At 70.0% G+C, this 23,467-nt stretch carries 21 protein-coding genes and 1 pseudogene; 12 read left to right on the top strand and 10 right to left on the bottom strand.

The features are described 5' to 3' along the window. Positions 1–639 precede the first annotated feature (639 nt). Together ACZ4NB_RS20095 and ACZ4NB_RS20090 are read right to left on the bottom strand one after the other, a co-directional pair. Entirely contained in the window at positions 640–2,070 is a 1,431-nt protein-coding gene (locus ACZ4NB_RS20095; protein ID WP_467663252.1) for an ankyrin repeat domain-containing protein, read from the bottom strand. An 86-nt stretch (positions 2,071–2,156) separates the two neighbouring features. Continuing rightward, positions 2,157–2,699 carry a GNAT family N-acetyltransferase gene (locus tag ACZ4NB_RS20090; protein WP_467663250.1) on the bottom strand — a complete coding sequence of 181 codons (543 nt, stop codon included), beginning with the start codon at positions 2,697–2,699 and terminating at the stop codon, positions 2,157–2,159. A gap of 568 nt (positions 2,700–3,267) precedes the next feature. On the opposite strand from ACZ4NB_RS20090, the gene ACZ4NB_RS20085 reads away from it, so the two are divergent. The 4 genes from ACZ4NB_RS20085 to ACZ4NB_RS20070 all read left to right on the top strand — a co-directional run bounded on the left by ACZ4NB_RS20085 (position 3,268) and on the right by ACZ4NB_RS20070 (position 5,906). Beyond that, complete coding sequence (locus ACZ4NB_RS20085) at positions 3,268–3,549, top strand: cupredoxin domain-containing protein (protein ID WP_467663248.1); 282 nt, start codon at positions 3,268–3,270, stop codon at positions 3,547–3,549. Between the two features lie 196 nt (positions 3,550–3,745). Next, positions 3,746–4,174, top strand: coding sequence for a VOC family protein (locus tag ACZ4NB_RS20080; protein ID WP_467663337.1), 429 nt, complete (start codon positions 3,746–3,748; stop codon positions 4,172–4,174). Between the two features lie 168 nt (positions 4,175–4,342). After that, positions 4,343–5,311, top strand: a complete 969-nt coding sequence (locus ACZ4NB_RS20075) for a helix-turn-helix domain-containing protein (protein ID WP_467663246.1) — start codon at positions 4,343–4,345, stop codon at positions 5,309–5,311. A gap of 142 nt (positions 5,312–5,453) precedes the next feature. Further along, positions 5,454–5,906 (top strand): DNA-binding protein, encoded by a 453-nt coding sequence (locus ACZ4NB_RS20070; protein ID WP_467663244.1) that lies wholly within the window; start codon positions 5,454–5,456, stop codon positions 5,904–5,906. Between the two features lie 124 nt (positions 5,907–6,030). On the opposite strand, the gene ACZ4NB_RS20065 is transcribed toward ACZ4NB_RS20070, so the two are convergent. After that, the gene (locus ACZ4NB_RS20065) at positions 6,031–6,375 is read right to left on the bottom strand and encodes an FAD-binding protein (protein WP_467663242.1); all 345 of its coding nucleotides are present in this window, start codon (positions 6,373–6,375) and stop codon (positions 6,031–6,033) included. 186 nt (positions 6,376–6,561) lie between these two features. On the opposite strand from ACZ4NB_RS20065, the gene ACZ4NB_RS20060 reads away from it, so the two are divergent. From ACZ4NB_RS20060 to ACZ4NB_RS20050, 3 genes are all read left to right on the top strand, one after another. Then, entirely contained in the window at positions 6,562–7,305 is a 744-nt protein-coding gene (locus ACZ4NB_RS20060) for a VOC family protein (protein WP_467663240.1), read from the top strand. 455 nt (positions 7,306–7,760) lie between these two features. Beyond that, on the top strand, positions 7,761–9,719 hold the full coding sequence (locus tag ACZ4NB_RS20055; protein ID WP_467663239.1) for a terpene synthase family protein: 1,959 nt from the start codon (positions 7,761–7,763) through the stop codon (positions 9,717–9,719). Positions 9,720–10,007: 288 nt separating this feature from the next. Further along, positions 10,008–10,628: an SAM-dependent methyltransferase gene (locus ACZ4NB_RS20050; protein WP_467663237.1), complete on the top strand. Its 621-nt coding sequence runs from the start codon at positions 10,008–10,010 to the stop codon at positions 10,626–10,628. Positions 10,629–10,636: 8 nt separating this feature from the next. Here the strand turns inward: ACZ4NB_RS20050 and ACZ4NB_RS20045 are convergent. Together ACZ4NB_RS20045 and ACZ4NB_RS20040 are read right to left on the bottom strand one after the other, a co-directional pair. Further along, positions 10,637–10,998: pseudogene (locus tag ACZ4NB_RS20045) on the bottom strand (HAD-IA family hydrolase); the annotation flags it as partial. Positions 10,999–11,067: 69 nt separating this feature from the next. Next, complete coding sequence (locus ACZ4NB_RS20040) at positions 11,068–11,247, bottom strand: hypothetical protein (protein ID WP_467663235.1); 180 nt, start codon at positions 11,245–11,247, stop codon at positions 11,068–11,070. Positions 11,248–11,319: 72 nt separating this feature from the next. Here ACZ4NB_RS20040 and ACZ4NB_RS20035 point away from each other — a divergent pair, with 72 nt between their 5' ends. Continuing rightward, positions 11,320–11,799, top strand: coding sequence for a nuclear transport factor 2 family protein (locus tag ACZ4NB_RS20035; protein WP_467663233.1), 480 nt, complete (start codon positions 11,320–11,322; stop codon positions 11,797–11,799). 51 nt (positions 11,800–11,850) lie between these two features. Here the strand turns inward: ACZ4NB_RS20035 and ACZ4NB_RS20030 are convergent, their stop codons facing one another. From ACZ4NB_RS20030 to ACZ4NB_RS20020, 3 genes are all read right to left on the bottom strand, one after another. After that, positions 11,851–13,128: an MFS transporter gene (locus tag ACZ4NB_RS20030; protein ID WP_467663231.1), complete on the bottom strand. Its 1,278-nt coding sequence runs from the start codon at positions 13,126–13,128 to the stop codon at positions 11,851–11,853. A gap of 164 nt (positions 13,129–13,292) precedes the next feature. Further along, the gene (locus ACZ4NB_RS20025) at positions 13,293–14,399 is read right to left on the bottom strand and encodes a flavin monoamine oxidase family protein (protein WP_467663229.1); all 1,107 of its coding nucleotides are present in this window, start codon (positions 14,397–14,399) and stop codon (positions 13,293–13,295) included. Next, positions 14,372–14,782: an alcohol dehydrogenase catalytic domain-containing protein gene (locus ACZ4NB_RS20020; RefSeq protein ID WP_467663335.1), complete on the bottom strand. Its 411-nt coding sequence runs from the start codon at positions 14,780–14,782 to the stop codon at positions 14,372–14,374. Before ACZ4NB_RS20020 ends, ACZ4NB_RS20025 begins: the two co-directional genes overlap by 28 nt. 152 nt (positions 14,783–14,934) lie before the next feature. Here ACZ4NB_RS20020 and ACZ4NB_RS20015 point away from each other — a divergent pair, with 152 nt between their 5' ends. The 4 genes from ACZ4NB_RS20015 (at position 14,935) to ACZ4NB_RS20000 (ending at position 20,725) form a co-directional block, all read left to right on the top strand. After that, positions 14,935–15,498: a LysR family transcriptional regulator gene (locus ACZ4NB_RS20015; protein WP_467663227.1), complete on the top strand. Its 564-nt coding sequence runs from the start codon at positions 14,935–14,937 to the stop codon at positions 15,496–15,498. Between the two features lie 175 nt (positions 15,499–15,673). Further along, entirely contained in the window at positions 15,674–16,615 is a 942-nt protein-coding gene (locus ACZ4NB_RS20010) for an ABC transporter ATP-binding protein (protein WP_467663225.1), read from the top strand. Further along, on the top strand, positions 16,612–17,970 hold the full coding sequence (locus tag ACZ4NB_RS20005; RefSeq protein ID WP_467663223.1) for an ABC transporter permease: 1,359 nt from the start codon (positions 16,612–16,614) through the stop codon (positions 17,968–17,970). The genes ACZ4NB_RS20010 and ACZ4NB_RS20005 overlap by 4 nt, the downstream gene beginning before the upstream one ends. A gap of 4 nt (positions 17,971–17,974) precedes the next feature. Next, positions 17,975–20,725: an alkaline phosphatase family protein gene (locus ACZ4NB_RS20000; protein WP_467663221.1), complete on the top strand. Its 2,751-nt coding sequence runs from the start codon at positions 17,975–17,977 to the stop codon at positions 20,723–20,725. A 78-nt stretch (positions 20,726–20,803) separates the two neighbouring features. Here the strand turns inward: ACZ4NB_RS20000 and ACZ4NB_RS19995 are convergent, their stop codons facing one another. Together ACZ4NB_RS19995 and ACZ4NB_RS19990 are read right to left on the bottom strand one after the other, a co-directional pair. Beyond that, positions 20,804–21,598: an alpha/beta hydrolase family protein gene (locus ACZ4NB_RS19995; protein WP_467663219.1), complete on the bottom strand. Its 795-nt coding sequence runs from the start codon at positions 21,596–21,598 to the stop codon at positions 20,804–20,806. A 124-nt stretch (positions 21,599–21,722) separates the two neighbouring features. Continuing rightward, positions 21,723–23,267 carry an FMN-binding glutamate synthase family protein gene (locus tag ACZ4NB_RS19990; protein ID WP_467663218.1) on the bottom strand — a complete coding sequence of 515 codons (1,545 nt, stop codon included), beginning with the start codon at positions 23,265–23,267 and terminating at the stop codon, positions 21,723–21,725. Positions 23,268–23,467 lie beyond the last annotated feature (200 nt).

Genomic DNA, 23,467 nt, shown 5'->3' with positions numbered 1-23,467 from the left:
GCCTGGCGCCGGGACACGACTGCCGGCGGTCCGCAGAGCCGGACCATAGATCATCATTTGTCGCCTCGTGTCCACATGTGAAGCACGGTCAATCTAGACCATCAGGGCCCTGCCGAAGAGGGGATGTGTGGAACTTGTGCTCAACATTTGAAGCCGGATCCATCGAACGGTCACTACCTGCGGGTGTGTTGCTGCCCAGGACCTACCTTGTGACCTGTGAAAATAGGAATTTTCCGGGCTACCCGCACCGGCAACCCCGAGCCGTCCCAGCACTGCCGACTGGGCGTATTTGGTAGTGAATTCGTTAGCTTCTGGCTCGGATGAGGCTCCGGCCAGGGGTGCCGGCGCCGGTCCGGCACCGCAGCAGGCCCTGCAGGGCATCAAGGACTCGGCAGAGTGTCAGGCCGGTGCGCGGCCTCTTGCGTCAGGGCTGCGGACGGTGAGAACGACCTGGGCGGCAGTGGTCAGAGGCCCGCCGCGCGGCCCCTCGTGCCGGGAGATATCGGCGAACTCCGTGTCGACGGCGCGGAGTTCGGGCAGCGCCCGGCGCGACCAGCCGCACCGGGCGACCGGATGGGGCCACCTTCGGTTTGTCCAACTCGTGAAGACGATGGTGCAGATTCGACTACGGGGACCTCGTCAGACCGGGCCCGCGCCCGCCGCCTGCGCACGCAACCGCTCCACCACCGGCCGGTAGTGGGCGAGGCCGTACTTCACCCAGCCTTCGGCATGCTCCAGCGCGGTACGCCCGTTGTAGGGAACGTCGCGGACGCCGTGCCGCAGGAGCTCCTCCACCAGCGCGAGCAGCACCTCGCCGGACACCTCGCGCTCCTGGTAGCCGCTGTGGCCCAGCAGCGCATGCAGGGCCGGTTCGACCTCCCGCCCCACCGGTGCGCCCGGCTCCTCGTCCGCACCCCGCGGACCGGTCCCCGCATCGGTCCCCGGATCGAGCAGGAACCGCACACGGTTCAGCTGCTCCGCCAGCTTCCGCGGGGAGCCGTGCGGCAGGCGGTCCAGCAGTCGGCTGAGCGACATCCCTTCCAGACACCCGCTCTCCGCGCCTGCGGAGACCAGGAACCGCACCGTTTCCTCCGGGTAGGGCAGCGTCGCAAGGGCCATGTCCAGCAGGGTGGCATCCAGCCGGTCCCGGTCCCGGACGGGGGCGCCCGCATCGACGAGCGCCCGGAGTATCCGCTCATGGCCGGCGTCCTCGATCACGGCGGCGCACGGCATCACCCGCCGCCTGCCGTCCAGCGCCGCGAAGTGCGGGGCATTGCCGTACGCCGCCTGGAGCCCCGGGTCCGCCCCGGCGTCGAGGAGCACCCGCACCGCCCCCAACTGCCGGTGGGCGACGGCGAGATGCAGCGCACCCATACCGCGCTCGTCCAGCGCATCGACGCCCGCCCCTGCCTCCAGGGCCTCCGCCACGGCTGCGGTGTCGCCACGGCGGCTCGCCTCCAATAGCGCGCGCTCGGCGGCCGTAGGGGCACCCACCGGCTGGAGTTCGAGAATGCCGTAGGCCATCTCCTGGTGCGGCGGCGCCGCAGTGCTGAGGAATACGAAACGGGCGCCGGGGAAGAGCAAGGGCGCCGCGCCGACATAGAGGCCCTGGGAGAGCCGGCCGGTCTCGGTGTCCATCGGCCCGGCGTAACCCAGCAGGACGGATGCCACGAGCCGCCGCTCCGCCGAGCGGATGGGGGCCAGCCGCCGCCGGTCCTCCGCCGTCTCTTCCCCACCGTCCAGCAGGACTTCGAGTGCTTCGGCCGCATCGTCGCACTCGAACGACTCCACGATGCCGGGGGCCAGGAGATCGAACGCATCGTAGAGCGACGCGGCTTCGCCGAGCACGGCGATGTCCCGGAGCGCCTCCTCGACGTCCTCGTCAAGGCCCTCGTCGTCGCAGTCTTCGTCGAACGCCTCGTCGAACTCCTCGTCCCGGACGCCCTGCTCATACGCCACGACCACATACCGCCCTTGGCAGAGCTCCGGGCGACGCCGGTCCTCCTCGGCCTCGGCCAGACAGCGCAGGGCGGCGTCAAGATCCAGTACGGCTTCCGCAGCAGCATCCATGACCGCGAGTCTGACAGCACCCACTGACATCCGGTCCCGAGGCGGCATGGCCGCAATGCGGCGCGGCCTCAACGCGGCGGCCGGGGTCAGGGGCGGTCCAGGCCCCAGGTCTGCAGGGCGAAGGGCCGCCCCTTCTCCTCACCCGTGATCAGCGGCACATCGAGCAGCCTGAAGCCCGCCTTGGTGGCCACGCCGATACTCGCGGCGTTCTCGGCCTCCAGCTCCAGGATCACCTGTCCGGCCCCCAGTTGCTGGAAGGCGTACGCGGCCATCACCCGCACCGCCCGCGCCGCCAGCCCCTGGCCGCGGTGCGCCGGGCCGACCGCATAGCCGATCTCCGTGCCCTCGGGGGCACGCCGCAGCATCACCTCGCCGAGCGGTGCGCCGCCGTCGACGGTGATGGCGAGCAGGATGGTCGTGCCCTCCGCCCGCAGCTGCCGGGCCCGGTCCAGCCGTGCAAGGGAGGCCGCTTCGTCGAAGGGGGAGACGATCGGTGTCCAGTACGCGATGTCGGGGTGGTCGAACAGCTCCGGCATCGCGGCCAGGTCCGCCTCCGTCCAGTCGCGGAGGACGAGCCCCTCACCCGAGAGCTCGATCCGCTCGGGAAAGGACGATGTGGTGCTGCTCATGGTGGGTGACCTCCCTGGCCTGTTCAGGACGAGGCAGGATAACCGGGAGCAGGCAAAGGCTCACCAGAATTTTCCGGGGATCCTCACACGTCCGCCGGCCTTCGGGGCGACACCCCGCCACTGTCCGTGTGCCGGTGAGTGCGCTGAGGGAAGGCGAGCAGGAGTGGCCAGGTCAGACGGCCTGGCTTTCGGCACGCCGCAGGTCCGCGCGGACGCCCCCGCTCGATGCGGTCTTTGTAGGTCGTGGTGTCACACGTCGATGCCCCAACAGCCGATGCACGTCCCATGGATGGACGGAGTATCGTCGGTTCTGTCCGGATGCGCGACCCGCATCCTGCGGGACGCGTATAGACCCGCACCAGAATTGGATTGGGTCGACATCATGACACGTAGATCAGATACGGATTCCCCGCGATGGACTCGCAGGCGGCGCCTCACGATCGCCTTGGTGGCGGCCGCCACAGCTGCAGGTGTCTCCTCGGTAGGCGCATGGTCTGCCGGCGGGCACGACGGGTTCGGTCGGCACTCCGCTGAGCAAGCGGACTTCACAGGGGCGGCCACGGTCGCGATGGCCCCCATGACTCCGGGCGCACCGGCGGCGGCCACGCATGTGATGATCGCCGACTTCGCCTTCTCACCGTCCACCTTGACGGTCAGCAAGGGCACCACGGTGGTCTGGACCAACAACGACTCGGCTCCGCACACGGTGACCAGCAGCGGCTCGGGCTCGCTGAATTCGCCGGTGCTCAGGAGCGGTGGTTCCTATACCTTCACGTTCAACTCCGCCGGTACGTTCAGCTACTACTGCACGATCCACCCGTCCATGCACGGCACAGTCGTAGTGAAGTGAGGTGAGACGTGGCAGTCGGCCCCTGCGGCCAGGTCCCGTTGGCTGCTGGAGCCGATGCCGCGGTGCGATGGATATGCGGTTGCCAGGCGGTCCCGTGCGGGCCATGGCGGAGGCGCGTCATGACGGCGGCCGGCTCGGGGTGGCAACCTGAAGACAAGCGATCATGAGCAACGGCGTCCGCTGCTATGGTGCGCCGATGTCATCGATCAGGCAGTTCCAGGTCACCTTTGACTGCGCCGAACCCGAGCGCGTCGCTCGTTTCTGGTGCGAGGTGTTGGGGTACGCCGTCTCGCCGCCACCTGCGGGGTTTGCCACTTGGGACGATTTCAACCTCTCCCGGTTTCCTGAGGATCAGGGTTCGTGGTTCGCCTGCAGTGATCCCTCAGGCGTGGGCCCGCGACTGTTCTTCCAGCGCGTTCCCGAAGGCAAGGTCGTCAAGAATCGGGTGCATCTCGATGTGCGCGTCGGTACCGGGCTCGTGGGTGAGGAGCGCCTCGCCACGCTCGAAGCCGAATGCGCGCGACTGATCGCGCTCGGCGCGGTACGCGTGCGACTCCTGTATGACGGCCACGATTCGTGCATCGTGATGCAGGACATCGAGGGCAACGAGTTCTGCCTCGACTGAGCGTCCTGCGACCTGCCGGTCTCCGGCCCCGCGGCACACCGCGCCTCGCGCGCCGGCACGCCCGCACCACTCCTCCTGGGCTCCGCCGGCGTCCGCCCGAACCGTTCATCAGACGCTTATCGGCACCCTGTTTGATCTTGTGGAGGCCGCGAGACACAGGAGGAATGCGTGCTGAACGAGATGGTTTTCCGGAGTGCGGATGTGCCGGTGGAGGACGGGTTGTCCTACTGGGCGGAGTGCCTTGGGCGGGCCTGTGCTCCGGCACGTTTGAGCAGCGACAGCGCACACGACTTCCGGGCGACCAGACGTGTGCTGGCTCTCGGCGCCATGTCCATGTGGACGGGCACGGTCGAGCAGTTGACCCTCCGCCGTACGCCGAAGCTGATCCGGCGCTCCGACCCGGAGCAGTACCACGTCCTACTCGTCGCGGGCGGCACCGGGGTGGGCTCCTGGGGCGACCGCGAGGCCGTCTACAAGCCGTCAGAGCTGCTCATCCACGACTCCTCGGCGCCGTGGGGGATCCGCACCACAGGGGTCCCGGTCACGACCGTGGGGCTTGAAGTCCCCAAGTCGCTGCTGCCGCTGCCGAGCGGAACGGCAGACCGCACGATCGCACGGCCGATATCGGCCCGGGAAGGCATCGGCGCGCTGCTGGCGCAGTTCCTCACCCAACTGAGCGCCGACACCACCGCATATCAGCCCTCCGACGGGCCCCGGCTGGGAACGGTGCTGGTCGACCTGGCCGCCGCGCTCTTCGCCCATGTCCTCGAAACCGACGACGCACTGTCGCCGGACACCCGCCGCCGCACCCTCATCCTGCGCATCAAGCACTTCATCCAGGCACACCTGCACGATCCCCACCTCGCCCCGGCCGATATCGCGGCCGCGCACCACATCTCCCTCAGCTACCTGCACCGCCTCTTCCGGCAGGAAGAGACCAGCGTCGCCGCCTGGATCCGTCGCCAACGCCTGGAAGCCGCCCGCCGCAACCTCACCGACCCGGCACTGCACACCACCCCCATCCACGCCATCGCCGCCCGCTGGGGCTTCGTCCACGCAGCCGACTTCAGCCGCGCCTTCCGCACCGCCTACGGACTTCCCCCCAGGGACTACCGACGCCAGGCACTCGAATCCTGAAGTGGACGCCTCATCAAGAGGCGTTCGCCCACTGCCAACGGCCCTCCGGCCGCACCCCGGGATCCTTCAACGCATGCATTGCAAACAATGTGTTCACAATGATTCGTTGACAACGGCTAGTGTGCTGGCTCATCCTGGCTGCATGGCAACGACTCCCGATCGATCCGCCGATCCCTTCACGCCCCCGCATCCGGACCAGGCGCGGGCGCACCGCGTGTACGCGTCCCTGTTCCGCATCTCCGAGCGGCATGCGGCCACCGACGAGCAGCGCCGACGGCAGGTCCATCCCTCCGCCATCGGACCGCACGAAGCCATCAGGCTCGTGTCGTTCCTGCTCAGCGGAGCCGCACGGCTCGATGACGGCGAGCCGGAGGTGGACCAGGCCGATATCACCGCGGCGTTGAGCCTCGTGCCGCTGGCCCGTGGGGAGATGGACGAACTGGAGGCCGGCCTCCTCCAGATGGCGCGGGGTCGCGGCATGACCTGGCCGGAGATCGCTTTCAGCCTCGGACTCGGCACTCCTCAAGCCGCCAGACAGCGCTATGAACGACTGATCGCCCGTACCGCCACCGACGCGGAGCACGGCCCGGAATAGGGAAGCGCTACCTCGTTCCCTCGCCGCCTAGGACGGTTCCGTCCTCCATTGTGGCGCGCAATAACGCCGGGTTGCGCATTGGGCACCTCTGGGCAGCCGGTTATTTGTACGGCAATCAGCGACATCAACTGGTTGCGCGCTGCGCGGCCTTGAGGGCTGACGGGGTGCTCACCATGCGTGCCAGGCCCGGTTGGGGCCGCACGGGGACGGGCAGCACGCCCGGCCACCTGGCGACGGAGCGATGCCAGAACATCCGCCCGCTCACCCGCTCCTGAGACCCGAAGACGGCCTCCGTCGGACTGGTCCGCCACTCCTGGCCACGTTCGATCACCAGCGTGTCCATTCCGGCTTCCCCCAAGCGCAACGCGGCCACCGCCCCACCGAATCCCGATCCCACGGCGATGGCCCGGAATCGCTTACGGGCCGTGGCGTCGGCCCATGCCCGACTGCTGCCGGAACCCCACGTCATGGCGAACGTTGGTTCGGGACGACCACCTCGCGGGGAAGCGTCCTTCCGGGGAGGCTTCGGAGCAGGGTCGTCGAGACACCGCAGGAATCCTCAGCGCCGTCGGCCTGCGGCACCTGAACGAGGGGCGGGAACGCCCGCAAAGATCAGGCTAGTGCAACGCAGTCGCCAGTGCATAGGATCGGCGGCATGGCGCTGCGACCTGTTCAGGTGAACATCAAGGCTCTGGACGACTCGGCGGTCGGCCGGTTCTGGGCGGAGGCACTCGGCTGGGGTGTTTCCAGCGAGGGGCCGGGTGTGACCAACGTCGAACCCGGCGACGGCTTCGTCTGGCCGGACCCGGTCGCCGTCTGCGTCGACGTCGTTGCCGTCCAGGAACCCAAGACGACGACGAAGAACCGTGTGCACCTCGACCTGGCCACCACCTCTGCGGCCCATCAGGCGGAGCTGGTCGCGCGCCTGAAGACTCTCGGTGCGACGCCCGTCGACGTGGGCCAGGGCGACGTACCGTGGACGGTCCTCGCCGACCTTGAGGGCAACGAGTTCTGTGTGCTGGAGCCTCGGGAGATCTACCGGGACACCGGGCCGATCGCCGCGGTGGTGGTCGACTGCGTGGATCCGCGCGCCATGGCCCGGTTCTGGGGCGAGGCGATGGACTGGACCCTGCACGAGGTGACCGACGATCAGGCGGTGTTGCGCTCCGCCAAGGGCGTCGGCCCGTATCTGGAGTTCCTCCGCACGCCCGGCGCGAAGACCGTGCCGGACCGCGTCCATCTCGACCTGCTGCCGTACCCGGGCGACGACAAAGCGGCGGAGGTGGCCCGGCTGCGGGCCCTCGGCGCCACCGACCTCGACCTCGGCCAGGGCGATGTCCCGTGGACGTGCCTGGCCGACCCGGAGGGCCACGAGTTCTGCGTCCTCGGCCCGTCCTGACACGGAGCCCTGACGACACGGGCTGTTCTCGGCCACCCGGCGCCTCCAGGCACCCAGGAGCGGGTCGGGGGAGGCGACTGATGCGGAACTGCCCGCCTCCCGGTCAGCGGTTCGGATCGGACGCTTGTGCTTCCGCCTGGCTAGAGCGCGAGACGACGCGTGCGGGGTACTTGGAGGGCACGTGATCTGGCGGCCGTATCGTCGCCGTCACTGCGCGCCGTTGCGCCCGTACGGGTGAATCTGGTGATGTGGGTGGTCGTTCGCGGTTGCCCCAGTCGCTCAAAGATCCGTCGGTGCGGAAGGCAGGGACAGGAAGCTTCTGGGTGACCCGATCAGCGCGGCCCGGAACTTTCGCCACTGAATGCGGCACTACCTCGCATCGATGCACGAGCGCCCCACCGTCCCGCTGTTCGGATACCGCGTACGCGGTGTCGTCCCGCTCGGAGGAGACCACCGTGGTACCTCACTTCCCGCACCACCGGCTCCAAGCCGTCGACGCTCGCCGGCGCGCCGGGACCGATCCCGCCGGGCCGCCGGCGGACATCGCCCCACCAGCGCGGATCGCCCACCATGCCGTTCCCGCCCACGACCCCGACCTGCTGGCGGGCTGGAACCGGTGGTCATGGCAGATGAACCGGGAGATCCGCCGACGGATCGCGTCCGGCGCCGATTCCGCCCAGCCAGGAGACCCCCTACCCTGGCTCATCGCGTTCACGGCCGCCTCGGCGCGGGCCTGCATCGGCTCGATGGACACGAACGACCCCCTGCGTCGCGGCATCGCCGAGCTGTGGCCGCGCACCGTCGCGTCCCGGTCGACCGCCTGGGCGGACAAGTTCGCCCAGGCCCTGGCGAACCAGGCCCGGGCCTTGATCCTGCAATGCCGCGACGCCGCGGCGGGGGAGTTCCCCGACCCGATCGAGTACCTGCGGCGACAGCGAGCGGCCGGCGGCGGCGAAGTGGTCGCCCACCTGGTCGAGCACGCCCTAGGGATAGAGGTTTCGGCGGACCCGGCCTGTGACGGACCGGCCAAGTCGCTGACCGAGGCGTTCGCCGACGTGCTGGGACTGCGTCAGGCATTGAGCCGCGGCGTCCCGCCCCCGCTCCGTCCCTCCCCCCGCCACGCCGAACTCCTCACTCGCCTGCTCGACTCCCGCCTGCAGCACTTCGACCGCATCGCCGAGACGCCACCGCGCGCCCCACACGGCACCGAGGGACCACGGCGAGGCGGTGCGGGCTTCCGCCGCTACGCCGAGGGATTGCGGGGGTTTCTGGACGCCGACACCCGCTGGCGCGGACGGGACGCACCGCTCGCACCTGCCCCGCGCGCCCAGCGCCCGACCACCCGCCCCCTGGGGCCCGCGGCCTTCGGCACGTTCAAGGTGCCCGAGTTCCTCATGCCGTACCCCGAGCGGGTCAACCCCCACCTGCAGGCGACGGCCGAGCACACAAGGGCATGGGCGCGACGGATGGGACTGTTCACCGAGGGGCTCGCCCCGGGGACATCGCCGGCCTGGAGCGAGTCCCGTTATGACGCGATCGACTTCCCCCTGTTCACCGCCATGACCCATCCCCAGGCATCGAGGGACGGACTCGACCTCATCACGGACTGGTACGTGTGGGGATTCCACTTCGACGACCTCATAGCCAAGACCTTCAAGCACGGTCACGACCCCGACGGCGCGCACCGCCTGATCGACCGCGTCACCTCCCTGTTCGCCGCCCCGACCAGGGATTTCCGCCCCCGCAACTGCGTGGAACGAGGACTGGCGGACCTCTTCCCCCGCAGCGCCCGAGCCCTCGCCCAGCCCCTGCGCGACCGGTTCTACCAAGCCACGCTCGACATGGTGAACAGCTGGCCGTGGGAGCTGGCGAACATCAAACACCAACGGGTCCCCGACCCGATCGAGTACCTCGACGCACGGCGGAGGACGGGAGGCGGGGCATTCTTCGTCACCCTGGCCCGCTACGCCGGAGGCGACGCCGTGCCCGCCTCGCTCCTGGACACGGAGCATCTGCGAGGCATCGCCGAAGCGGTCATCGACAGCGCACTGCTGCGCAACGACATCTTCTCCTACCACCAGGAGATCGCCTACGAAGGCGAACTCACCAACAGCGTGGTCATCGCCCAGCACACATTCGGGTACGGCCTTCAGGCCGCCGTGGACCACATCAACGAACTCGTCTCGCAACGACTGCGCACCTTCGCCTCCCTCACCGAGCGGCTCCCGGACGCCCTCGACGCCCTCGATGCCACCGACGCCACCCGTGAGGGCGTCGGCGCCTACGTCGACGCCCTCACGGCATTCATGGCGGGCGACCTGGGGTGGTCGCTGCGCACCGCCCGCCACGCCGACGCCGGAATCCCGGTGGCACGACGTGCGCACCATCAGCACCGACGAACAGGAGCGTCATGACCGAGGCCCACGCTCTCGACCGGGAACGCGCCCGTAGGGGTGCGGCCGACGTGTGCGACGACGCCGATGTGCGTGCCTACTACACCGGGAAGACCGCCGACATCGTGCGCAAGTACGGCCCCGGGCCCCGGATCCACTTCCATCTGGGACTCTTCGACCAGCACCCGCGGAACTACGCCAGCCCGACGCAGGTACGCCGTCGGCTCGTCGACAGCCAGGAGGAGATGCTCCGCCATATCGCGCGCCGGGGGGGGCATCGGACAGGCCCCGCCCACGCGCCTGCTGGACGTGGGATGCGGCCTGGGGGGAGGGGCGCTCTACTGGGCCCAGGAACACGGCATCCGGGTCACCGCGGTGACCAACATCGCCGAGCACGTACCCGTCATCCGTGACCTCGCCCAACGTGTCGGCGTATCGGACATGGTCGCCCCGCTCCACACCGACATCCACATCCTCGACACCCCGCCGTTCCACGATGCGGCGGTGGCCCTGGAAAGCAGCGGCTACATGGACCGCGACAGGCTCTTCCGGGCCGTCGCCGCCTCCCTGCGGCCCCAGGGCTGGTTCGGGATCGAGGAACACTTCCTGCTCGACGCCTCGTTGGGTCCCTTCATCGACGACTACTACAAGACGCACCTGGGCACGGTCCCTGAATACACCCGCGCCGCGGAGGCGGCCGGCTTCGTCCTGGAACACGACGAGGACCTCACCGACCATGTGACGGAGTTCTGGGTGCAGAGCATGGCCTGGTCGACGATGGAACTCGACGCCCCCGGACCCCACACGCCACGCGAACGCCTGACCACTTCGGCCCTCACCCACGGCAAGTTCTTCCGCGCATGGCGGGACCACGCAGTGGAGACCCGACTGCTGTTGTTCCGCCTCCACACCGGCGGAACGCGCGGCTAGCCTCGGTGTCACCTCGCCGTCAGCGCGGCGACCAGTTCGTGGAGTCCGTTGAACTGCCCGTCGAAGGTGTCGGTGCTCGTCGGCGGATCCCCGACCGGCCGCTGGACGTAGGCGGTCCGCATGCCCTGCGCCTGGGCTCCCCGGAGGTCCCAGGCGTGCGCGGCCACCATGAGTACGTGTTCTGGTGGGCATCCGGCGGTGTCGATGGCGAGCTGGTAGACCTCGGGCGCCGGCTTGTAGGCCAGGACGGTTTCGGCGGACAGCGCCTGGTGCCAGCGCAGCCCGGCATGTGCGTTGAGTCGCAGCAGAGCGGTGCGGCCGCGTTGGAGAGCCCCAGCACCGGGAACCGCTCGGCGAGCCGCGCGAGACCGTCGAGAGGTGATGACCTTGGCATCGGGGATCGTCACCGGTCAAGATGGTGACGTGCGTGTCACGTTCGTCAGGGCAGCGCCTCGGCCAGGGAGGTCTGCGCCGTGCAGGCGTCCGAGGTCGAGATCGCGCTGCCGAAGGACGTGGGCCGTACCGTGCGGGTGACCAGGTCCGACGGCTCGTCCGGCGTCTTCAATGTCTGCCGGCCGGAAGTGCGGTTCTCCGGCTTCGAGATCCGATCGGTTGGCACGGTTGCCCGGACCTGGGGCGGACGCCATGACGCCTTGACCTCAAGTGTGGTTGAGGGAGGAGGCTTTCCGTCATGGACACCGAAGAGATGCAGCGACAGTTGCAGACCCTTACCGACCGCGCTGAGATCACCGACCTGATGGACCGCTATCTGCGGTCCCTTGACGACGGGGTTTTCGACGAGGAGTGGGCCCGCGCGTTCCACACCGAGGACGTCACCGCGGAGATGCCCATCGGCACCGTCCGTGGCCGCGGTGCCCTTCTGGCTCATGTCCGGCGGGGAATGGCGCTGTTCGACCGAACCGTGCATCTGGGCACCAACGCCGTCATCGAGATCGAGGGCGCCCGGGCCACTGCCCGTGGCGCCCAGTTGAGCACCCACGTCCTGGCAGACGGCTCGGGCAGCGTCTTCGTCTCCGCCGGCCATGCCGACACCGAACTGGTCAGGACGGCTGACGGCTGGCGGATCTCCGCCTCGGCGCTGCGGGTGGTGTGGACCCAGGGCGCTCCTCCGCGACTTCCGGACGACTTCGTCCCGGCCCCCGCGGCCTAAGCGGACACGCCCCAGCGCCTGCCCGATGTGCCAGAGCCTGGAACCGGGCCGTCATGCGCCCCGGTAGGCGCTCGCGGCGACGGCGGGCAGGAGGGCGAGGGAGAGGGCGCCGGCGGTGAGGGCGAGGGCGGGGTAGCTGGTGGCGGCGACCATGATGCCGGAGGCCATGCCGCCGGTTGCTCCGGCGATGGCGATGGACACGTCCACCGTGCCCTGGGTCTTGGCGCGGGTGGCGAGGGGCACGGTGTCGGTGATGATCGCGGTGCCTGAGACGAGCCCGAAGTTCCAGCCGAGGCCGAGCAGGGCCAGGGCGAGGGCGAGCAGGGCGACGGAGTCGCCGGGGGCCAGCGCGGCGAGAATGCCGGAGGCCAGGAGGACGACCCCGGAGGCGGCGGCGATCTTCATGCGGCCGTAGCGGTCGACGAGCCAGCCCGTCAGGGGTGAGGGCAGGTACATCGCGCCGATGTGGACGGCGATGACCAGGCCGGAAGCCGCGGTGCCGTGCCCGTGCTCGTGCATGTGGACCGGCGTCATCGTCATGATCGCGACCATGACGAGCTGGGTGAGGATCATGACGAGCGCGCCCACGACTACGCCTCCGCGCCCCTCACCGGCGTCGGGGGCGTCGGCCGAGGGCCCGCCGCTCGTGGCGTCCCGCTCCGCCGCCCGGGCCAGGGCGCGGGCCGTGAGCAGCGGGTCGGGCCGCAGCCACAGGGCGAGGACGAGGGCGGCGAGCGCGTAGGCGAGGCCGGACAGGAGGAAGGGGCCGGCGAGGCCGGGGATGCCGAGGTTCTCGGCGAGGGTGCCGGTGGGGGCGGCGAGGTTGGGCCCGGCGACCCCGCCGAGGGTGGTGGCGACGAGGACGGTGGAGACGGCGCGGGCGCGGTGGTGGGCGTCGGCGAGGTCGGCGCCGGCGTAGCGGGCCTGGAGGTTGGTGGCGGTGCCCGCCCCGTAGACGAAGAGGGAGACGAACAGCAGGGCGGGGTTGTCGAGCACGGCGGCAAGGATCACGCCGGCCGAGCCGACCGCCCCGGTGAGATACCCGGCGGCCAGGCCGGGGCGACGGCCCCGTGCCTGGGAGACGCGGCCGACGGCGACGGCGGCGAGCGCGGACCCGGCGGTGAACAGGGCGCTGGGCAGCCCGGCGAGACTGGTGGTGCCGAGCATGTCCTGGGCGAGGAGCGCGCCGACGGTGACACCGGCGGCGAGCCCCGCGCCACTGAGGACCTGGGAGGCGACCAGGACGCGCAGCACGCGGCGCTGGGCCGGGCCGGGGTCGGATATGCCGGATGGGGAGCTCGTGGTGCGGGTGGCCGCGGTGTCGGTCATGTCACTTCCCGGATGGTCTGGTGGAGCGAAGAGGGATGCCCGTCGTGACGGGAGCGTGCTCGTATCTGCGGCGCTGGGCCCGGAGTGCGCGGTGCGCGGCGGTGTCGGCCGCGTGATCTGCCGGAGCCGACGACGAAGTCCAAGGGCGGTCCAGGCGCGGATCGCTATCGGCTCGTGGCCGAGGTGCTGATGCCGCGGCCGTGGGGAGTACCGGGCGCGACCAGTACGGCCTGTGCGGCTCGCTCTCCTGCGGCGAGGGCGCCTTCGATGTGGCCGGCGTGGTCGGGCGCCGTCTCGGTCGCCGCCCAGTGCAGTCGGCCGTCCAGCGTGGGCCGTTGATAGCGGGGGTGGCCGAAGAGCGAGTAGTCGGCGAGGTGTTGGACGGTGGACGGTGCGGTCCACTCTTCGCTGCTCCAGTTCTGCACGTGCAGGGCCTCGGGGGTGGCCGCGGCCGGGCCGAAGAGCTGGGCGAGCTGCGCGGTGACGGCCCTGTCGAAGCCGGGGCGGACGGTGCGGGCGTGCGCGAAGCCGAAGAGGGTGGCGAGCCGGCCGTCGGGCCCCGACATGTCGTGTACCTCCTGCAGCGGACCGGTCCTGCTGAATGCCGCGCCGGCCAGCCCCTTTTCCCGCCAGAAGGCGTCGGGGTATTGGGCGACGACCTTGACGACGGCTCCCATCCATACCGGGGTGGACCGGGCGAGGCGCACCAGGTCGGCGGGCAGGGTGTCACCGAAGTCGATGCGCTCCAGCGCCAGGGCCGGTGGGACGGCCAGGACGACGTGCTCGGCGTGCAGGGCTCCGGCCGGGGTGAGTACGGCCAGGCCGCCTTGGCCGTCCGGGTGGATGGCGGTGACGGGCGTGTCCAGCCGCAGGGTGCCGTCGGGCAGCTCGGCGGCGAGGGCGCCGGCGATGCTCTGGGATCCGGTGGCGAACCGGCGGGAGGGGACGTCGATCAGGTTGCCGGTGAAGCGGCGTGTGCCGGTGGCCTCCTGCAAGAGGGTGTCGCCCGTGAGGTGCTGGTCGAAGGTCTCGATGCCGCTGCGTGCGGTCAGGGCGCGTACGCGCTCCTCGCCGTCCCAGAACCAGGTGGCTCCCAGGTCGAGGGCCTGCTCGGGGTGCGAGGCGGGGGCCGAGAGCAGGCGTCCGCCGATGCGGTCGCGGGCCTCCAGGCAGAGCGTGTCGCGGCCGCCGGCGTGCAGGGCGGTGGCCGCGGTCAGCCCGGAGGCGCCGGCGCCGATCACGATCACGTCGTGGCTGTCCCGGTGGGACATGTGTGACTCCCTTTCACTTCAGCCGGTGATCCGGTCCCGTCGGGCCGTGTCGCGGTCTGTTCGGGCCGAGGAGGACCGGCTTGCGCCGTCGTATGCCGGCCCCGGCAGTATCCGGGCCCGCAGCTGCCGCCGAACCAACCGACGGCCACCCGGTCCCCGACCGCCCGCCCCTCGACCCGGTCACCCAGCTCGACGATGACACCGGCGGCCTCGTGCCCCGGAGTGACCGGGAGGGCGGTGTCGGCGCCGGTGGCCGCAGCCGTTCCGAGGTCGGCGTGGCACACACCGCTCGCCGCGACGGACACCCGCACCCACGTGCCCGTCGGCGGTGTCGTCTCCGACACCGAGGGTTTCACGGGCCCTCGGGGCTCGGTCACGACCATGGTCACGGCGGTCTCCGACATGGTGCCCCTCCCTTCCGAACACGACGAGGCATATAGCCGCTGGTTATGCTCGATCGGCGGCGTCCCACCGTAGGCAGGGAAATAGGGAGTCCGGTAGAGGACATGGGTGAATGCGGCGACAAGGCATGGCTATGACGATGGACCGCCTGAACCTCGAAGGGCTGCGTTACGCGCAGGCAGTCGCCGAGACCAGTTCCTTCAGCGCCGCCGCACGCGCCTACGGCGTCACGCAGCCCGCCCTGTCCAACGGCGTCGCCAAGCTGGAGGAGCGCCTCGGCGGCAAGCTGTTCGAGCACCGGGTCGTCGACGTCGAGCCGATCGTCGTCGTCAGCCCCGACTCCGCAGAGCCGACCCCCCTCGAACTCGAAGAGGCCGGCAAGGAGCGCTTCATCCTCGTCCCGGACACCTGCGGCCTGACCACCTTCACCACCCAGCTCTTCCAGGCCAACGAGCTGCCCCTGCTCACCTATCCGGGCGAAGCCGCCAGCTACCAGGCCCTGGAGGACTGGACGAAGCTCGGCCTGGGATCCGCCATGGTCCCCCGCTCCAAGCTCACCTCGCCCGACGTGCCCCACCGTCCGCTGATGAACGAGGGCCGCGAGGTGCGGATCTCCTTCGAAGCGGTCTGGAGCGCCCACTCCCCACTGGGCGCCGACCTGCTCCACCTCGCCGACAGCCTCGCGGCCGGCCCTTAGGACCGGCCGGGGGCGAGGGCCCGAACACCGCGCCGCTTCGGTCTGAACCGGCCGGTGACGGGGCATCAGTGCTTCGGATGCCGGCCGTGCCCCGTTCCCGGAACGTTCAACTGGTCTCCCTGCCCCCGTTCTCTGGCATCCCTACGGTCCTTGACGGTTTGGAAGGAGGCGGTTCATGGACGCAGTCCTCGCAGTACGGGCTCGCGGGATCACGAAATGCTTCGGTGATGTCGTCGCACTCGACGCCATCGATCTGGACGTGGCGCAGGGTCGGATCCACGGCTTGGTCGGCCCCAACGGCGCCGGCAAGACGACACTGCTCGGCCTGCTGCTGGGACTGGCCGTCGCCGACAGCGGGAGCCTTGAGACCCTGGGCATGCCGGTCGGGCGGGCGCTCGCCGCTCCCGACGGTGTCGCCGGCTTCGTGGACGGGCCCGGGCTCTACCCCTCGCTCACCGCCAGGCAGAACCTCGCCGCGCTGGCCGCCCTCCGCGGCCACAGCGCGCGGACAGCGGGGATCGGCGACGTGCTCGACCAGGTCGGGCTCACGGATGTCGCCGACGACCGGGTCCGCGGTTTCTCCCTCGGTATGCGTCAGCGGCTCGGGCTCGCCGCCGCCCTGCTCACCCGGCCCCGGCTGATCGTGCTCGACGAACCTTCCAACGGCCTCGACCCGGCGGGCAAAAGGCACGTACACGGTGTCCTCACCCGGCTCGCGGCGGAGGGCACGAGCGTGGTGCTCTCCAGCCACCGTATGGACGACCTTGAGGCGCTGTGCTCCGAGGTCACCATCCTCGCCACCGGACGCGTCGTCTTCTCCGGCCCGCTCGGCAAGCTGGCCGGCGAGGGCCGTGAACTCGACTACCGGCTGGCCACGTCCGACCCGCAGGCTGCCCGCCGGGTGGCCCTCGACACGCCCGGGATCCACGTCGTCGACGACGCCGAGGCACGGACGGCCGCCGACCGGCTCATCGTGCGCGCGCTGCTGCCCGCCCTCGACGAGCTGGTGGTCCGGCTCGTGAAGGCCGGCATCGCGGTACGCGAACTCACCCCTGTGGTCTCCCCACTTGAGGCCGCGTTCCTCGCCCTCACCGAGCAGCAGGAGCCCCCCAGATGACCGCGACCGCAGTCGACGACCCTCCTGTTTCCGCCAGTCGGGTATCGGTGGCGCGCGGCTATCGCTTCGAGCTCGTCAAGCTGGTCTCGCAGTGGCGCATCCGCTTGCTGGTCCTGGCCTGCTGGATCGCGCCGGCGCTGTTCGTCGCCGGAGTGGGTCAGCAGAGCACGCTCCCTTCCGACACTCTCTTCGGCCGCTGGATGCACGCCACCGGGTGGGCCGGTCCGCTGGTGATGCTCGGTTTCGCGGGCACCTGGGCGCTGCCCCTGCTGACCTCGGTGGTCGCCGGCGATGTGTTCGCCTCCGAGGACCGGCTCGGCACCTGGCGCCATCTGCTCGTGGCGGTCCGCTCGCCGCGGCGGATCTTCGCCGCGAAGGCACTGGCCAGCCTCACCGTCATCCTGCTGCTCGTGGCCGGGCTGGCCCTCTCCAGCACGGTCGGCGGGCTCCTGGCGGTCGGCGACCAACCGCTGGTCGGGCTCGACGGCCACCTGCTGGCGCCGTCCGACGCCGCCGCGAAGGTCCTCCTCGCCTGGGTCTGCGTGCTCGCCCCCACAGTGGCCCTCGCCGCGATCGGGCTGCTCGGGTCGGTCGCGCTGGGACGGTCTCCGATGGGACTGCTGCTGCCGGCGCTTGTCGCGCTCGTGATGCAGCTCGCCCAGATGCTGCCGCTGCCCGTCGCCGTACGCCTCGCCCTGCCCGGCTACGCCTTCATCGCCTGGAACGGGCTGTTCGCCGGCCCCGTGCAGCTCGGCCCGCTCCTGCTCGGCATCGTCGTCAGCCTGGTGTGGGCCGTGCTCGCGACCGCGCTGGCCCATGTGCTGTTCCTGCGGCGGGACTTCACCAACCTCGTCCACGACGGTTCCGGGCGCCGTGCGTTCACCCTCGGGCTGCTACCGCTGGCCGGGCTGACCGCTCTGACCGTTGCGGTCCTCGCTGTGACGACCCCCTCGACGGGTTCCGGAATCGAGCAGGGCAAGGTCCAGCGGTCCCTCGCCACGGCGTTCGCCCACCTCTACCGCCTCCAGACCCGCCAGCTCCACCGCCCCGCCGTCACGGAGGCGCAGCTGCGGGCCACGGCGGCGTGCACCAAGAGCGACGGCCGGGCGGTCCAGGAGGGGGCGGGCAACGACTGGCGTTGCGTCGTGACCTGGCATCTCCCCGGCGTCGCCGTCGCGGGGACCGCCGTCTACCAGCTCGACATCGGCCCGGACGGCCGGTTCGTGGCCGACGGTGACGGACCGAAGGAAGTGAACGGCTACTTCCTGCTGCGGACTTCGACCGGGGACTCCCCGAATCCGCTGTGGCAGTTCGACGGCAACGTCGAGCTGCTCGACACCTCCTCGAAGGGATAGTTCCATGCAGGTAACGCGGCAGCGCCGGGTGAGCGAGAAGGAGCAGGTCAACCTCTTCGGCAGACGCGTCGGCCGCCGGACCGTGCTGGCGGCGGGCATCGCCGTCGCCCTCGGCGTCACGGGCACGGCGGTCGCCTCGACGTGGCAGTTCGGCACCCAGCGGGTCGCCCAGGTGACCGCCGACGGCCAGGTCATCTCCAGCGACCAGTACCTCAAGCCCTACGGCAGCCGCACCGTCATCAACGACGGCAAGATCATGTCGTCCGCGGTCAGCCCGGACGGCACCCACCTCGCGGCCTCGGTCGCCGACGGCGATGCGTCGCTGGTCATCATGGACCTCGCGACCGGGAAGGTGAAGCAGAAGGTCGGCACCAACGCGGCGGACGACCTGCGCATCAAGAGCGGCACCGTCGGCCAGGAGGGCCCCACGTACTCGCCCGACGGCACGCAGCTGTGGCTGGGCCAGGCCGACGGCTACACCAAGTTCAGCGTGGGCGCGGACGGCACCCTCTCCAAGCCGGTGACCGTCTCCATCCCGGCCGACGGCACCAAGCACGCGCTGGTGGGCGCGGCGGTGTTCTCGGCCGACGGCTCCACCGTGTACTCCGCGGTCAACGGCCAGAACCGGGTGGTCGCCCTCGACGCCGCGACCGGAACCATCGAACACAGCTGGGCGGTTGGCAACGCCCCCCGCGGACTCGCCCTGGTCGGCGGCAAGTTGTACATCAGCAACGAGGGCGGGCGCCCGGCGAAGCCCGGCGACACCACGATCAACTCCTACGGCACCCAGGTCGTGGCCGACCCGGACACCGGCGCCAGCACCACCGGCACGGTCAGCGTCATCGACGTGACGGACCCGGCCGCCGCCGTCGGGACCATCGACGTCGGTCTGCACCCGACCGCGGTGTACGCGAACAAGGGCGCGGTGTTCGTCACCAACACCGCCGACGACAACGTGTCGGTCATCGACACCGGCAACGACAAGGTCGTGCAGACCATCTCCACCCAGCCGTGGCCGGAGGCCCGGGTCGGCTACGAGCCGAACGCGGTGACGCTCACCGACGACGGCCGTCTGCTGGTGACGCTGGGCCGCGCGAACGCGGTCGCCGTGTACCGCTACACATCCCCGCAGGAGCCCGCCAGTTACCTGGGCATGCTCCCGACCGACTACTTCCCCTCGGGGATCGCCGCCGTGGGCAAGCACGTGGTCGTCTCCCACACCCGTGGTATCGACGCCCGCCGCCCCTCCACCACCGGCGGGCACGGCACCCATGACACGACGTCGAGCCTGACGCAGTTCACGCTGCCGGACGACCGCCTCATCCGGTCCCAGACGGCCAAGGTCTTCCAGCAGAACGGCTGGACGCCCGGCTCGGTCACGAAAGCCAAGGGGACGAGCCACGCCAAGCCGCTGCCGGTCCCGGTGCGGCTCGGCGCCCCCTCGACGATCAAGTACGTCTTCCTGCTCGTGAAGGAGAACCGGACCTACGACCAGGTCTTCGGCGATCTGCCGCAGGGCGATGGCGACTCGACGTTCACGCAGTTCGGCGAGAACGTGACGCCGAACCAGCACGCGCTGGCCGAGCAGTTCGGGCTCTACGACAACTTCTACGACATCGGCACGAACTCGGCCGAGGGCCACAACTGGCTGATGCAGTCGGACAATCCGGAGTACACCGAGTCCTCGGCCGGTGAGTACGCGCGCAGCTACGACACCGAGAACGACGTTCTCGGCCACCAGAAGACCGGCTTCATCTGGTCCGGTGCGCAGGCGGTCGGCAAGTCCGTGAAGGACTACGGCGAGTTCCAGTCGGTCGAGAGCAAGCCGGCCGGTGCGACATGGCAGAACCTGTACTGCGACGCCAAGAACATGGACGCGACGGGTCAGCGGACCGCGTACCCGATTCAGACCGGCTCGGCGATCCCGTCGCTTAACAAGGTGTCGGTGCCCGGCTTCCCGCTGTTCGACCTCGACGTCCCGGACGTGTACAAGTACCAGATCTGGAAGCAGGACTTCGAGAAGAACGGCCCGGCGAACCTGAACATGTTCTGGTTCTCCAACGACCACACCGGCGGTCCGCCGAGCCCGACCGCCGAGGTCGCGGACAACGACCTCGCGGTCGGCAGGATGGTCGAGAAGATCTCGCACAGCAGGTACTGGAAGGATTCGGCGATCTTCGTCGTCGAGGACGATTCCCAGGCCGGCCTCGACCACGTCGACGGCCACCGGGCCCCGGTCCAGGTCATCAGCCCGTGGGCCCAGCACGGCAAGGTCGACAGCCGCTACTACTCGCAGATCACGATGATCCGCACCGTCGAGCAGATCCTCGGGATCCACCCGATGAACCAGAAGGACAGCGCGGCGACGCCGATGTACGGGGCGTTCACCCGGAAGCCGGACTACACCCCCTTCACGGCACAGCCCAACCGGATCTCACTGACCGACGGCCTGAGCACCCTGCCTCCCTGCGGCGCGGACACCCCGGCCCCGCAGAACACCAAGGCGGCGCTCGCGCCGACGGCGAAGGTGCCGGCGGGCAAGCAGACGCTCGCGGCGCAGTGGAAGACCTGGGAGTCCCACCAGCGACTGACCGGACCGCGCGCCGTGCCCGACTATGCGAACCCCGCGCAGATGAACCACCTCACGTGGTACCAGACGCACAACTGGGCCAAGCCCTACCCCGGCGAGACCAAGCTCTACGCGCCGAAGGACGTGCCGGGCGCCTACCTCCCTTCGCCGGAGTCCGACGGCTGACGAAGGCTGATCGCGGCAACGGGCTTCTGACCGGCGTCACTGCCGGCCAGAAGCCCCTGATCGACCGCGATCAAACGCTCACTTGGCGACCCGAGACGCCTTTCCTGCGGACCGTGACCCGTGGATGTACTGGTCGGCCCAGGCGCTGATGATGTGGGCGGCTCGCTGCGCCTGTCCGCGCGCGGTCAGGAAGTGATCTGCTCCTTCGAGCGAGACGAAGCTGCGCGGGTGTCGTGCCTCGCGGAAGATCTCCCCGGCGTTGTCGATGTCGACGGTGTTGTCGGTCGGCGAGTGCAGGACGAGCAGCGGCAGGTCCAATTCGCGAATCCGGTCGCGCAGGTGAGCACGGCGGACGTCTTCGACGAAGGCGCGCTTGAGGACCAGGGTCCGCCCGCCGACGAACCACTCGTGCGACCCGTCACTGAGCACGCGATCCACGACCGCGTCGTACTGCCGCTCGACGTGGCTGGGGTCGGCGGGCGCCCCGATCGTGGCGACCGCGCGGACGCCGGTCGCCTCGGCCGCTGCGGCGAGGACGGCGGCGCCTCCCCATGAGTGCCCCACCAGCAGGTCCGCTGGAGTCCCTCGCTCCGCCATCAGGGCCGCGGCACGGACCGTGTCCTGGACCTTGATGGTGAAGGAACCGTCCCCCCAGTCGCCGTCGGAGTCCCCGATGCCGAGGTTGTCGAAGCGCAGCATTCCGATCCCCTCGCGTGCCAGCTGCTTGCTGACACGCGAGGCGGCCGGCGAGTCCTTGCCGAGTGTGAATCCGTGCACGAAGATTCCCCAGCCTCGGATCTCACCGTCCGGCAGGTCGATCACTCCGGCCAGTTCGGGGCCGACGACGCTGGGAAATCTCACTTTTTCGGTCATGTGGCGATCACCTAGGCAGGGGCTGTTCGTGGGCAGGGAGACGAGGGCGACACCGGCTGGTGCGCGCGCGTGCTCCGAGCAGGAGAGTAGAGCAGTGAGGGCGGTGCTCGGCGCTGTCGGCGCTTCAGTCGGTCGACTTCTTCACGGAGGCCGGATGGGCGGTGAGCAGTGCGGTGATCTCCTCGGCGAGGTGCGGGCCGAGTTCGCCCCAGCCTTCCTTGTAGCCGTAGACGCCGGCCAGGGTGCGGGCCTCGTAGTCGCCGTTCATGATTTCGATGTCGGTGGCCGTGATGAGTGACGGGTGGGCGACGCCGACGGCTGCGGAGACCTTCATCAGCTCCTTGCGGAGGGTGCGCAGGTAGACAGCGGCCCGGGTGGCCTTCGAGGCCGGGTCGAGGCCGCGGGCCAGCCACGGGTTCTGGGTGGCGATGCCGGTGGGGCACTTGTCGGTGTGGCACTTCTGCGCCTGGATGCAGCCGATCGACAGCATCGCCTCGCGACCCACGTTGATCATGTCCGCACCCAGGGCGAAGGCGACCGCGGCGTTCTCGGGCAGGCCGAGCTTGCCGGAGGCGATGAAGGTCAGGTCGTCGGTCAGCCCCAGCTCGGCGAAGGCGCCGTAGACCCGGGAGAATCCCATCCGGAAGGGCAGCGACACCGAGTCGGAGAAGGTCAGCGGCGCCGCACCGGTGCCGCCCTCGCCGCCGTCGATGGTCACGAAGTCGACACCACGGTCACCACGCGCCATCAGCGTGGCCAGCTCCTGCCAGAACTCCATCTCTCCCACCGCGCTCTTGATGCCGACCGGCAGGCCGGTCTCGGTGGCGAGCAGTTCGACGAAGTCGAGCATCGAGTCGACGTCGCCGAACGCGGTGTGCCGCGACGGGGAGGCGCAGTCCTCGCCGAGCGGGATGCCGCGGATCTCGGAGATTTCCGGGGTTACCTTCGCGCCCGGCAGCATCCCGCCCAGCCCTGGCTTGGCGCCCTGGGAGAGCTTGATCTCTATCGCTCTGACCGGGGCGCCGGCGACCACGTCCTTGAGCTTGTCGATGTTGAAGCTGCCGTCCTCATTGCGGCAGCCGAAGTAGGACGTACCGATTTGAAGGACGAGGTCGCCGCCGTTGCGGTGGTACGGCGAGAGCCCGCCCTCGCCCGTGTTCTGCAGCGTGCCCGCCAGCGCCGCCCCCTTGTTGAGCGCCGTGATCGCCGCACCGGAGAGCGATCCGAAGCTCATCGCCGAGATGTTCACCACGCTCGCCGGCCGGAACGCCTTGGCGCGCCCACGCGGCCCGCCCAGGACCTTGGCCGAGGGCAGTGGGGCCTGCGGGTCGTGCGCGTCGGGCAGCGTGCCGGCGAACGTGCGATGCTTCAGGTACGCGTGCCCCTGCATGTGCTCGACGTCGTTGTCGGTTCCGAACCCGAAGTAGTTGTTCTCCCCCTTCGCCGACGCGTAGATCCAGGTGCGCTGGTCACGACTGAAGGGGCGCTCCTCGTCGTTGGAGGTCACTATGTACTGGCGCAGCTCCGGCCCGATGGTCTCCAGCAGGTACCGGGCGTGCCCGATCACGGGGAAGTTCCGGAGCAGTGCGTGCTTCTTCTGGACAAGGTCACGAGCGGCCACCAGTGCCAATGCTGTTGCGGTGGCCGTGGCGATGCTCCGGGCGCGCATGAACGTTCCTCTCCTCGATGCTCGGCTCCATCGCCATGCGGTGGAGCCGTCGTGTCGTGTCGGGCGTTGGACGGCGGGCACGACCCAGCAGGCGTCAGCGTCCGTCGGAGAACGCGAAGTGATACTAGGGGCTCGCTCGGACAGGGGTTTGGTCAGGGGCGTCGGCCGGGGCGGTCGTCCCCGCGGTGTCCGGCTCTCCG

Source organism: Streptomyces sp. NPDC026575 (genome assembly GCF_055567415.1).
This window is presented reverse-complemented; position numbering and strand designations above follow the sequence as displayed.

Coding starts and splice junctions, on each gene's coding strand:
- ACZ4NB_RS20030 (WP_467663231.1), bottom strand. CDS start 13,128: ATGACCGACACCGCGGCCACCCGCACCACGAGCTCCCCATCCGGCATA.
- ACZ4NB_RS20025 (WP_467663229.1), bottom strand. CDS start 14,399: ATGTCCCACCGGGACAGCCACGACGTGATCGTGATCGGCGCCGGCGCC.
- ACZ4NB_RS20020 (WP_467663335.1), bottom strand. CDS start 14,782: ATGGTCGTGACCGAGCCCCGAGGGCCCGTGAAACCCTCGGTGTCGGAG.
- ACZ4NB_RS20000 (WP_467663221.1), top strand. CDS start 17,975: ATGCAGGTAACGCGGCAGCGCCGGGTGAGCGAGAAGGAGCAGGTCAAC.
- ACZ4NB_RS20090 (WP_467663250.1), bottom strand. CDS start 2,699: ATGAGCAGCACCACATCGTCCTTTCCCGAGCGGATCGAGCTCTCGGGT.
- ACZ4NB_RS20035 (WP_467663233.1), top strand. CDS start 11,320: ATGGACACCGAAGAGATGCAGCGACAGTTGCAGACCCTTACCGACCGC.
- ACZ4NB_RS20095 (WP_467663252.1), bottom strand. CDS start 2,070: ATGGATGCTGCTGCGGAAGCCGTACTGGATCTTGACGCCGCCCTGCGC.
- ACZ4NB_RS19995 (WP_467663219.1), bottom strand. CDS start 21,598: ATGACCGAAAAAGTGAGATTTCCCAGCGTCGTCGGCCCCGAACTGGCC.
- ACZ4NB_RS20010 (WP_467663225.1), top strand. CDS start 15,674: ATGGACGCAGTCCTCGCAGTACGGGCTCGCGGGATCACGAAATGCTTC.
- ACZ4NB_RS20085 (WP_467663248.1), top strand. CDS start 3,268: ATGGCCCCCATGACTCCGGGCGCACCGGCGGCGGCCACGCATGTGATG.
- ACZ4NB_RS20060 (WP_467663240.1), top strand. CDS start 6,562: ATGGCGCTGCGACCTGTTCAGGTGAACATCAAGGCTCTGGACGACTCG.
- ACZ4NB_RS20015 (WP_467663227.1), top strand. CDS start 14,935: ATGACGATGGACCGCCTGAACCTCGAAGGGCTGCGTTACGCGCAGGCA.
- ACZ4NB_RS20070 (WP_467663244.1), top strand. CDS start 5,454: ATGGCAACGACTCCCGATCGATCCGCCGATCCCTTCACGCCCCCGCAT.
- ACZ4NB_RS20065 (WP_467663242.1), bottom strand. CDS start 6,375: ATGACGTGGGGTTCCGGCAGCAGTCGGGCATGGGCCGACGCCACGGCC.
- ACZ4NB_RS19990 (WP_467663218.1), bottom strand. CDS start 23,267: ATGCGCGCCCGGAGCATCGCCACGGCCACCGCAACAGCATTGGCACTG.
- ACZ4NB_RS20080 (WP_467663337.1), top strand. CDS start 3,746: ATGTCATCGATCAGGCAGTTCCAGGTCACCTTTGACTGCGCCGAACCC.
- ACZ4NB_RS20005 (WP_467663223.1), top strand. CDS start 16,612: ATGACCGCGACCGCAGTCGACGACCCTCCTGTTTCCGCCAGTCGGGTA.